This window comes from Arsenicibacter rosenii, assembly GCF_001870735.1.
Taxonomy (GTDB): Bacteria; Bacteroidota; Bacteroidia; order Cytophagales; family Spirosomataceae; genus Arsenicibacter; species Arsenicibacter rosenii.
This window is the reverse complement of sequence record NZ_MORL01000027.1, coordinates 63,086-74,029: the sequence shown is the minus strand read 5'-3', so window position 1 is coordinate 74,029 and position 10,944 is coordinate 63,086. Positions and strand designations below refer to the sequence as shown.

Genomic DNA, 10,944 nt, shown 5'->3' with positions numbered 1-10,944 from the left:
AGTGTCCGGCCAAACAGGACCACCCCAGAGGATGTGGTCTGCTTATTTGAGACGCTCTTTGAGAACTACTCTTTACCAACTCATTTTTATGTCCGCAACGATAATGGGAGTCAATTTGTGGCCGATGTGGTGCAAACTTATTTTCGTGATCGAAATGTGATTCAGGATTTTACCAAACCAGCTACCCCCGAACAGAACGCCCATATTGAGAGCTATCACAGTATTCTGGAACGAGCGGTTTGTAAGCGATACGAGTTCGAAAGTCTGGCCCAGGCCCTTGAGACGCTGAATCGTTTCCGGGATTTTTATAACCTGGAGCGAATTCATTCGGGGCTCCACTACCGAAGTCCGTATCAATTTCTATTGGAACGAGGAGTTGATATGCACGAGCGGAAAAGCAGAAAATGTTCCAACTAACAAATAGGAAATTTTGTCCAAGAATTAGGGGGTCAGTACACTTTTACAACATAGCCTGCGCTGTTGATTAAAACAATCCCTCCTGGTACAATCACAACTATAAAGGCGGTTTAGTGAATCCAAACATAGGGTCACGCTTAGTTAGATCAACGTCTCTATTGATGTGATCTTTTGTAATGTCGTCGCTAGCGAATTCGGGTAAAAAATACGCATCATCGTAGCCCAACTGCTTACCAACAAAATCTGTGATTTTATAAATTTCGTAAATAGTAATAAAAGGGCATTGGAGCTGGATAATATCCTCTTTAGATTTGAACAACATATCGCCTACACCTACCAATTTCTCAGCTCCGCCAGTGTCTAATATTACGAGAGATTCAAGTTTCGATTTCAATTTAAAGGACAATCGGGCAGGAAAATTAGCCTTGATCAAACCAGTAATCACATCACTTGATGGTTGCTGAGTTGCAACTATCAAGTGAATACCAATGGCTCGCGCCAATTGTGCTAGACGGGCTATTGGTAGTTCAGCTTCTTTGCCGATAGTCATCATAAGTTCAGCTAATTCATCAATTACCAATACTATATAAGGTAAAAAACGATGGCCTTCATCAGAATTAAGTCTGTTATTAACGAACTCAAGGTTATAATCTTTGATATTTCGACATTTAGCATACTTGAGTAGGTTATATCTGTTATCCATCTCTATACAGAGCGAGTTAAGTGTATTTACTATCTTTTTAGTGTCTGTAAGTATAGCTTCATCATAGCCAGGCACTTTTGCCAAAAAATGTCGCTCTAGCCGATTGAATAAAATCAGTTCGGACATCTTTGAAGTCATCAAGACGAACTTAAGCTGGGCTGGATGTTTCTTATAAATTAGTGAAGTAAGCAGGGTGTTTAGGCCTGCCGACTTATCTTGCTCCATAGCTCCAGCTATAAGCAAGTGTGGCATTTTTGCAAGATCGGCAACATAAATCTCGTTAAAAATTGTTTTGCCCAGCACGATCGGCAAATCCATATCAGCTTGCGTAAACTCTTTACTGGTAAGCGCTGACCAAATGGATACCCTTTCACGAACCTTATTAGGTATTTCTATTCCAAAAGTTCCTTCACCAGTCGTGGGAGCGACAATACGAATTCCGTGAGTTGCAAAGCTTAAAGTAATATCATCTTCTAAGTTTTTTATTTTTGAAATCCGAATACCATCCGTAAGAGTAATCTCATATAACGTTACCGTTGGCCCAACTCTGGCGAAAATTTTTTTGACCCCAATGCCAAAATTCAGCAGTATATCCTCAATCCTCTTTTTGTTTTCCTCCAATACATAATCTGACAGTTGCTCAATATCCTTGTTCGAGTACTCGTTGAGCAACTCAGCTGTAGGATACTGATAATTTCTCAAGACAAATGTGGTGTCATGAAGTTCAGACATAATATCTGAATCACGTCTATGCTTTGCCTGTACTACTTCAATATTAGGTGCTACAATAAGTGAACCCTTGAAATCAGCCACTATCACGATTTCAGATAAAATATTACTTTTATCTGGTAATGAGACAACCCTTTTATCTGGTGATGAGACAACTCTTTCATATGAAACTAGAAAGGCATTTTCACCTTTATGTTTGTGCTTCTGGCTCTTTAAATATCCCCTCCAAAGATTCTGTGCAGACACAAAAAATATAAATCCAGAAATAAATAGAGTGATAATTTTAAGAATTAATAAGATCATCAAATACGCTTCCATATTATTCTGTTATCCTATATCCTATATAAATAGATAATACAAAGATGAATGAGATCGTTGATAGAGTTACCGAAAGATATTTAATGGAATCTATCTCATAAACGCCGGTTTTATCTAAATCTGCTATATAAGCAAGACCTAGCAAAGCTGATAAGAGAACAATTAAAACAAGTGATATTCCTCTGAATAACGTCCTTTTACTATCTTCCATCCCTTGCCAACTCTCAAGCTCATTAATATTTGATACATGTAGTACCAGCCCAAAAGTTACCATATCCACTATATTAACAATGTAATTACTGTCTATGTTCGTAGTGGCAATAAATACAAAAAAGCGAACAATGAAAGGTATAGCTCCAATAATGACGGTATAAATTAACCACTTGGTGAGTTTCACGATATATTATTCTGTTAATGGAAAACAATTATACCTTATTCATCTTAATTTAATTCATTGCCTCTATCATTAACTACACTGAGTCACTTTAACTAGGGCAACTGCGTTGGGAATGAGTCTGTTAACTAATGTGATTTTTCCTAACTCTTCAAGGATTGACTAACCTACTTTAACCTGTAACAGTATTATTTGTGTTTAGCCACTTATAACAATGGTGCTCTATTTACCATTAGAAGTTGCGATTAAGATATTAATTGTTGTACCTAAGGCTGTACCTAAAGCTAAACCAGCCACCTACAAATTCTGTAAGTGGCTGGTTTTCAATGTCGGGATGGCGGGATTCGAACCCACGACCCCTTGCACCCCATACAAGTACACTACCTGGCTGTGCTACATCCCGATCAAATGGTCTGCAAAAGTAAACGCTGATCCGGAAAAATGAAAAAAGGGTAAAGGATTTCTTTATCCTTTACCCTTTCATAACTATGAATTATTTGCGCTCGGCGATTTCAGGAACCGACCGGGTCGGGTCCAGAGCGCGGTTGATGCGCACCAGCACGTCTTCGAGGTGGTAGCGGCTCATCTTGTCCGTTTGCGCCGGTAAGGCAGTACGGATGTCGCTTTGCAGCTGCACAAGGTACGCACGCGTCACCGACATGATGTCTGACTTCTGCACGTCGGTATACGGGCCGGAGTTAAAGCGGAAACCAGGACCTGAGAAACTCGAAGGCCGGACCGCTGCCGGTGGGTTGGTTAGCATCCCGATCAGCTTCTCGGCATAGGCTTTCTGCAGGTTCCGGCGGTAGGTATCGATTGCCTTCTTCGCCGGCAGCTCGCTCCAGATACCGCTCTGCACGTCGGTAAAGAACTCGTCCAGACCATACGACTCAGTACGGCTGCTATTCTCAATCAAACGACTCAGCCGACCTACATCGAACAGGGAGTTCAACGTTCCTTCCTGCAACGTACGGATAAAGTCAACACCCTGATCCGGACGCACCAGCGGCATGATCTTCGCATCCAGCAACCAGGTCGGCGTCTCAAATAACTGCTTGTTGAGGAACGCCATTGCATCCTTCTGTAGGCTCTTCGGGGTAGGCTCGTACACTACACCCGCCTGATCAAACGTCTTCGGCGTTTCGTAGATACCACCCACATATTTGGTCACGTGGCCCATGTAGCGGCGGAACTGACCGGTAATTTCGCCGTACATTTCCTGTAGCTTGTCAAAATCTTCGGCATCTTCGCGCGTCCACTGCGGCAGGTTAGGCAGAATGCGCTTCAGGTTTTTGATGCCGTAATCGCTGGCCAGCATGGCATTGTCGCCAAGGTCTTCGCTCTGCGAACGCGGGTCCATCGGGTTAATCTCCGTACCAAACCAGTATTTCGCATCGCTCTCGTGGCTCTTTACCCACTTGTTCAGCACGACCTTGTCCTCTTCCGGTGTTTTTGTCTCATACACTGGCTTGTAACCCCATTCAATGGCCCAGATATCGTAGGTACCGATGCGCGGGAACAGGTCCGTAATGCCGTCTTCCGGCTGCGCTACGTAGTTGAAACGGGCGTAGTCCATGATCGACGGTGTATGGCCGAATTGCTTGATGTATGCCTTGTCGCGCAGTTTTTCAACCGGCGTAGCGTGGCTTGAACCAAAATTGTGGCGCAGGCCAAGCGTGTGACCAACTTCGTGCGACGAGACAAACCGCACCAGTTGTGCCATCAGTTCATCGTCGAATTTAGGCTTACGGGCACGGGCATCAACGGCCGCTCCCTGTACCATATACCACTTCCGCAGCAGGTTCATCACGTTGTGGTACCAGCCGATGTGGCTTTCCAGAATCTCACCCGTGCGCGGGTCATGTACGTTCGGGCCATAGGCATTTTCAATATCCGATGCGAAATACCGGATCACCGAATACCGGGCATCTTCCAGGCTCATGGTCGTGTCCTTATCGTCCCAGTCTTTCGCCATGATGGCATTTTTCCAGCCTGCTTTTTCAAAGGCTGCCTGCCAGTCGTTAACGCCTTGTTTGAGGGCATTCCGCCATTTGACCGGGGTTGCAGGATCAATGTAATACACGATTGGTTTTGCCGGTTCAATCAGCTGACCGCGTTTCTGGCGATCAGCATCTGCCGCCGATTTAGGCTCTAAGCGCCAGCGAACCGCAAAGGTTTCGTTCTCCGTACGCTGTGAGGCGTCATCATAGACGGTGTATCCGTTGGCAAAGAAGCCTACCCGGCTGTCGAAGAACCGCTTACGCATCGGCTTTTTCGGCAGCAGAATCATCGATGTGTTGATTTCCATTGTCACCGCCCCTGCTACCGACGCCGCCGGTAACTGGGTGCTTGGCGAAGGTCCGGGCATGGCCGGAGCACTACTGGCGTTAAACGTTTTTACTACCCGGACTTCGGTGTTGATCGGATACGACCGGATACGCTGGATAAACGAGCGGTCCGTAGCCGGTGTGGTCAGGCGATAGCGGGTCTTTGTTTGCGGATCCAGCGATACTACCTGATTCTCAGACTTGAAGAAATCCGTCACCTCGATGACTACCGACGTGTCTTTCCGGATGGCTTTCAGGTCAAACGCCGCGGCAATCGGCTCTACGTTTGAGTTCTTAACGGCCTGGTAAATCGGCTGTAGCGTATCAGCCCCTACATTCTGGTAGCTGACCACGCGCAGAAACAGTTTTTTCTCGGGGCCACGCTCCCACCGCAGTACCTGACGGTTGGCCAGTTCGCCGCCGTAACCGGCTCCGGTTGGCGCCTTTGCAATCCGGGTGATGGCCATAAACTCCCGGCCAATCAGGGAGTCAGGGATTTCGAAAAAGTACTTCTCATCCACTTTGTGCGTAATGAATGCCCCCCGGCTTGTTTGTGCCGTTGCCGGGATAACATCTTTGTAGGGCTTAGGTCCGCTGCTTTCTTTTTTAGCAGCGCTTGCAGTAGCCGTTGCCGAAGCAGGGGCGGCCGGCGAGGCAGTTGTTGACGATGGAGTACCTGGTTGCTGGGCGAATGCGACAGTGGTTGTCATGCATAAACCACCCAACAAACCAAATAAAGGCAATGTGTTTCGCATAAATATAGGTGAAAATAGCTCTAAAGATAAGCATTCTCAGTGAATACTTTTCTATCATAAGTTACAAAAAAATGAGCGCCGGATACAGTAAGTATCTGACACTCATTTGCAAGCAAATCTGCTCAATTTTCCCCCGAAGGTAAGCCGGTGAGCTTACTCGCGTTCGTTACGGCCGCTGCCTTGCCGGGCCGGTGTTGGTCCCTGACCGTTCTGCTGGCGTTGCTGCTGCATCGGGTTCGGCCCCTGCGGACCAAAACGGCCCTGCTGCTGCTTGAACAACTGTAGACGCGTCGGCTTCGCTACCGGCGGGAAGGAGTTATTCGAATCATCAATGTCGGCAATTTCCATGAACGGATCGAGCGTCCATTGCTTCACTTTCTTGTTTGTCGAAATCACCTTCGATACCTGTGCATCGTTGAAGCGCCAGATTTCGGCCGGGAACCGGGCAACCGAATCCGTACCGTCTTCGAACTCCATCCGGATGATCACCGGCATCGGCAGACCACCTTTGTTCTTCAGCTTCAGCGTGTAAAAATTCTGCTTGCTTTCGGCCAGCTTCCGCTCGCTTTCGCTCAAGGTAGCCAGATAGTCCTGATACTTCTTGCGGTCGGCCTCCGTGACTTTATACGGGTCGTAGCTGTTGTAGAAGTCGCGCATGGTTGTATCCTGCGCCACAACCGTCTGGTTGCGGCCGGCCGCATCGCGCTGCTTGCTGATGGTATTGTTACGGCGCTCGGCTTCGGCACGGGCTTCGGCTTTCACCACCTCCGGATTCTGGCTGCTGGTCTGGAACCACTCTACCTCTACCAGATCCTGATCAACCGGCTCCACCCCGTAGAACCAGCCTTTCCAGAACCAGTCGAGGTCAACGCCCGACGCATCTTCCAGTGTCCGGAAAAAGTCGGCCGGCTCAGGGCTCTTAAATGCCCAGCGGCGTGCATACTCTTTAAACGCATAGTCGAACAGTTCGCGGCCCATCACTGTCTCGCGCAGGATGTTCAGCGCCGTAGCTGGTTTCGCATAGGCGTTTGGCCCGAGACTGATAACGTTATCAGATGAGGTCATGATCGGCGACAATGCGGCCTTGTCTGACTTCATGTAGTCGACAATATCGCGGGGTTCACCGCGGCGTGCCGGATAGTTGTAGTCCCATTCTTTTTCGGCCAGATACTGGCAGAATGTGTTCAACCCTTCGTCCATCCATGTCCATTGACGTTCGTCAGAGTTGACGATCATCGGGAAGAAGTTATGACCTACCTCGTGGATAATTACCCCGATCATGCCATACTTAGTCTGCTCCGAGTACGTGCCATCGGCTTCCGGACGGCCACCGTTAAACGAAATCATCGGGTATTCCATCCCGCCGCCGGCAGTAGCATGGCAAGAAATGGCCACCGGATACGGATATTCGATCGTCCGCTTACCATACGAACGCAGCGTGTGTTCAACGGCGCGTGTCGAGTATTTTTCCCAAAGCGGGTTACCTTCTTTTGAGTAGAACGACATGCTCCAGATTTTACGGCCGTTGCCATAAACATCTGTCTGCATAGCATCCCAGATAAACTTCCGCGACGACGCAAAGGCAAAGTCACGAACGTTATCGGCTTTGTAAATCCACGTTTTCTTACCGGTTGGCTTTGCTTTTTCGGCCGCTTCAGCTTCGGCCTGTGTCACAATGATAACCGGTTCTTTTGCCGTTGAGGCTTTTTGCAGGCGGCTCATCTGTGTGGCGCTCAGCACTTGTTTGTAGTTCTGGCATTCGCCCGTTGCCCCGACAATGTGATCGTTTGGTACGGTAATAGCGACCTTGTAATTCCCGAAGATCAGCGTAAACTCGCCCTGTCCCAGAAATTGCTTATTCTGCCAGCCCGTTACGTCGTTGTAAGCACACAACCGCGGGAACCAGTGGGCAATAAAGTAGTTGTAGTTACCATCTTTCGCAAAATATTCCAGCCCGCTCCGGCCGTAGTATTCGGTAACAAAATAATTCCAGTCGATGCTGAACGATACTTTCTGGCCCGACGCCAGCGGCGCAGGCAGCTCAATCCGCATCATCGTCTGATTGATGGTATACTTCAGCGGCTTACCGGTAATGTCTTTAACAGCCGTAATGTTGTAGCCGTATTTGTCACTCGCTCCCTGCTGACTCCGCTCCCGAACCGAGTTCAGGTTTTGCAGCTGCGAGAATGACATGCCGTTCTGCGGCACACTGCCCGTACGGGTGAGGCTGGCCGTTGAGCCTTTTGCAAACAGGTTCTGATCCAGCTGGAGCCAGATATACGGCAGCACATCCGGCGAGTAGTTGTGGTACGTCACCACCTCCGAGCCGATGATTTTCTGATTAGCATCATCCAGTTCTACCTTAATGTCATAATCCGCCCGGTTCTGATAATAATCCTTACCAGGCGAACCCGATGCCGTCCGGTAGGTATTGGGCGTCGGCAGTACCGGCCCCAACTGCTCAAAGCGGTTGTTGGCGTTGTAGCTCGGCTGGTTTGGCTGCTGTGCATATACGCCCCACGCTAAACAGCCAGCCCAGATGGTTAACAAGAGTTTCTTCATGTTGGGTTGTAATTGTTAGATTGTGTTGATTAGGTAATTCGGCGGAGTCAGGATCAGATTAGAAAGGGGCATTCTGGATTCAGTACGATTTACGAAGGTCGATTTACGATTTTCTGAGACATCGCTATCGTTTTTTTATAGGAGTGGTCAGGAATTGCCCGGGTGCAATTCCTGACCGTAAGGCTTAGTCTCTTGGACCGGTACCCTGCCGTGCAGGCGTACCCTGACCGTTCTGCTGGCGTTGTTGCTGCATCGGGTTCGGCCCCTGCGGACCAAAACGGCCCTGCTGCTGCTTGAACAACTGTAGACGCGTCGGCTTCGCTACCGGCGGGAAGGAGTTATTCGAATCATCAATGTCGGCAATTTCCATGAACGGATCGAGCGTCCATTGCTTCACTTTCTTGTTTGTCGAAATCACCTTCGAGATCTGTACGTCGTTGAAACGCCAGATTTCGGCCGGGAAACGGGCAACCGAATCGGTGCCGTCTTCGAACTCCATCCGGATAATCACCGGCATCGGCATGCCGCCTTTGTTCTTCAACTTCAGCGTGTAAAAATTCTGCTGACTTTCGGCCAGCTTCCGTTCGCTGTCGCTCAAAGTAGCCAGATAGTCCTGATACTTCTTGCGGTCGGCCTCCGTGACTTTATACGGGTCGTAGCTGTTGTAGAAGTCGCGCATGGTTGTATCCTGCGCCACAACCGTCTGGTTGCGGCCGGCCGCATCGCGCTGCTTGCTGATGGTATTGTTACGGCGCTCGGCTTCGGCACGGGCTTCGGCTTTCACCACCTCCGGGTTCTGGCTGCTGGTCTGGAACCATTCTACTTCTACCAGATCCTGATCAACCGGCTCCACCCCGTAGAACCAGCCTTTCCAGAACCAGTCGAGGTCAACACCCGACGCATCTTCCATGGTGCGGAAGAAATCGGCCGGTGTCGGGCTCTTAAACATCCAGCGGCGTGAATATTCTTTAAAGGCATAGTCGAACAGTTCGCGGCCCATCACTGTCTCGCGCAGGATGTTCAGGCCGGTACCCGGCTTGGTATAGGCATTCGGGCCAAACTGCATGATGTTATCCGAACTGCTCATGATCGGCACCTGCACTTTGGCATCCGTTTTCATGTACGGCACAATGCCCTGCGGCGAAATACCGGTAGCCGGGAAATCAGGATCCCACTCCAGACACGCCAGGCCTTCGAGGAAGGTGTTCAGCCCTTCGTCCATCCACGACCATTGCCGTTCGTCGGAGTTCACGATCATCGGGAAGAAGTTGTGGCCCACCTCGTGGATGACCACCGAAATCAAAAAGTTCTTCGTGCCCTGCGAATACGTACCATCGGCTTCCGGACGGGCTCCGTTAAACGACATCATCGGGTATTCCATACCCCCTACCGGACCATGCACCGAGTAAGCCACCGGATACGGATAGGCAAACGTACGGGCCGAGTACGATTTCAGCGTATGAGCGACCAGACGGGTTGAGTACTGTCCCCAAAGCGGATTCGCCTCTTTCGGATACAGTGACATCGCCCAGACGCGTTTGCCTTCTACCGACGGGTACATGGCGTCCCAGATAAACTTCCGCGAGGCCGCAAAGGCAAAGTCACGAACGTTGTCGGCCTTATAAATCCAGGTTTTCTTACCGGTGGCCTTGTTTTTCTCTGCCGCCGTAGCTTCTTCCTGGGTTACGATCAGAGTGGGGTTCTTGTCGTTGCCTTTGGCTTGTTCCAGACGCTTCAGCTGGGTTGCTGTCAGCACCTGGGCCGCGTTCTGCAGCTCACCACTCGCACCGACCACCAGATCCGACGGAACGGTAATGGCTACCTTGTAATTACCAAAGATCAGCGTAAACTCGCCCTGTCCCAGAAACTGCTTGTTCTGCCAGCCGTTCACGTCGTCGTAGGCACACATACGCGGGAACCACTGGGCCATTTCGTAGATGTAATTGCCGTCCTGCGGGAAAAATTCGTAGCCTGAGCGGGCACCGGTTGACCGGGCATCCACGATATTGAAATTCCAGTCGACCGAGAACACAACCGACTGACCTGGTGCGAGCGGTGCCGGCAGGTCGACCCGCATCATGGTTTCGTTGATGGTAAACTTCAGCGGTTTGCCTGCCTTATCGCGGACGGCCGTGATTTTATAGCCGTAATCTTTCTGAGCAGCCGTCTGGCTTGCCGTTGCCTGAGCAAAGGAGATGCCCCGTTCGGCATTTACACTGCCGGTCCGGGTAATGTTGCCCGTCGAATTAGGCTTGAACAGGTTTTGGTCCAGTTGCAGCCACAGATACCGCAGTTCGTCGCCCGAACGGTTGAAGAATGTAATGGTTTCTGTTGCCGACAGGTGCTGTTTCTGATCATCGAGTTCAGCCTTGATGTCGTAGTCGGCGCGTTGCTGAAAGTAGTCGCGGCCGGGTGCACCGGAAGCCGTCCGGAAGGTGTTCGGCGTTGGTAAAACGGGACCTAACTGTTCAAAACGCGTATTGGCATTATACGTAGAGGGGGCGGGGGTCTGCGCCTGTAGAGACAGCGAAAAAGCGGTCAGCCCAAGAAGCCAGAAGACTTTCTTCGTCATTTTAGTGAGTTAATGAATTTTTCTCACAACAAAGTTACGAAGAAGTTAAAGAAAATATGGTGTAGCGAGGCAAGTAACAGTATGTTGTTTACATTTATACTGTTCTGTTGCGCGTTCAGGTGTTTTCCTGCCCCTCGCATCGCCCTGCACCGTCCCCCGGAGCATGT

6 protein-coding genes and 1 tRNA gene are annotated in these 10,944 nt (G+C 49.5%); 1 reads left to right on the top strand and 6 read right to left on the bottom strand.

What is annotated here, in order from left to right; all coding sequences use genetic code 11:
- Window positions 1–417, top strand: a 417-nt coding sequence (locus BLX24_RS31850) for an integrase core domain-containing protein (protein WP_143092817.1), incomplete at its 5' end; no start/stop codon positions are given.
- 97 nt (window positions 418–514) lie between these two features.
- Here the strand turns inward: BLX24_RS31850 and BLX24_RS26350 are convergent.
- The 6 genes from BLX24_RS26350 to BLX24_RS26325 all read right to left on the bottom strand — a co-directional run bounded on the left by BLX24_RS26350 (window position 515) and on the right by BLX24_RS26325 (window position 10,777).
- Window positions 515–2,167 (bottom strand): DNA translocase FtsK, encoded by a 1,653-nt coding sequence (locus tag BLX24_RS26350; RefSeq protein ID WP_083422195.1) that lies wholly within the window; start codon window positions 2,165–2,167, stop codon window positions 515–517.
- 1 nt (window position 2,168) lies between these two features.
- Window positions 2,169–2,564 (bottom strand): hypothetical protein, encoded by a 396-nt coding sequence (locus tag BLX24_RS26345; protein ID WP_071506213.1) that lies wholly within the window; start codon window positions 2,562–2,564, stop codon window positions 2,169–2,171.
- Window positions 2,565–2,890: 326 nt separating this feature from the next.
- Window positions 2,891–2,964 (bottom strand) — tRNA-Pro (locus tag BLX24_RS26340).
- Between the two features lie 90 nt (window positions 2,965–3,054).
- Window positions 3,055–5,598: a zinc-dependent metalloprotease gene (locus BLX24_RS26335; RefSeq protein ID WP_229201898.1), complete on the bottom strand. Its 2,544-nt coding sequence runs from the start codon at window positions 5,596–5,598 to the stop codon at window positions 3,055–3,057.
- Between the two features lie 198 nt (window positions 5,599–5,796).
- Window positions 5,797–8,205, bottom strand: coding sequence for a M1 family metallopeptidase (locus BLX24_RS26330; protein ID WP_071506211.1), 2,409 nt, complete (start codon window positions 8,203–8,205; stop codon window positions 5,797–5,799).
- Window positions 8,206–8,389: 184 nt separating this feature from the next.
- Window positions 8,390–10,777, bottom strand: a complete 2,388-nt coding sequence (locus BLX24_RS26325) for a M1 family metallopeptidase (RefSeq protein ID WP_071506210.1) — start codon at window positions 10,775–10,777, stop codon at window positions 8,390–8,392.
- Window positions 10,778–10,944: the final 167 nt, after the last annotated feature.

Bases quoted from the DNA above. Each gene is read 5' to 3' on its own strand.
- BLX24_RS26335 (WP_229201898.1), bottom strand. From the start codon at position 5,598: ATGACAACCACTGTCGCATTCGCCCAGCAACCAGGTACTCCATCGTCA.
- BLX24_RS26325 (WP_071506210.1), bottom strand. From the start codon at position 10,777: ATGACGAAGAAAGTCTTCTGGCTTCTTGGGCTGACCGCTTTTTCGCTG.
- BLX24_RS26350 (WP_083422195.1), bottom strand. From the start codon at position 2,167: ATGGAAGCGTATTTGATGATCTTATTAATTCTTAAAATTATCACTCTA.
- BLX24_RS26330 (WP_071506211.1), bottom strand. From the start codon at position 8,205: ATGAAGAAACTCTTGTTAACCATCTGGGCTGGCTGTTTAGCGTGGGGC.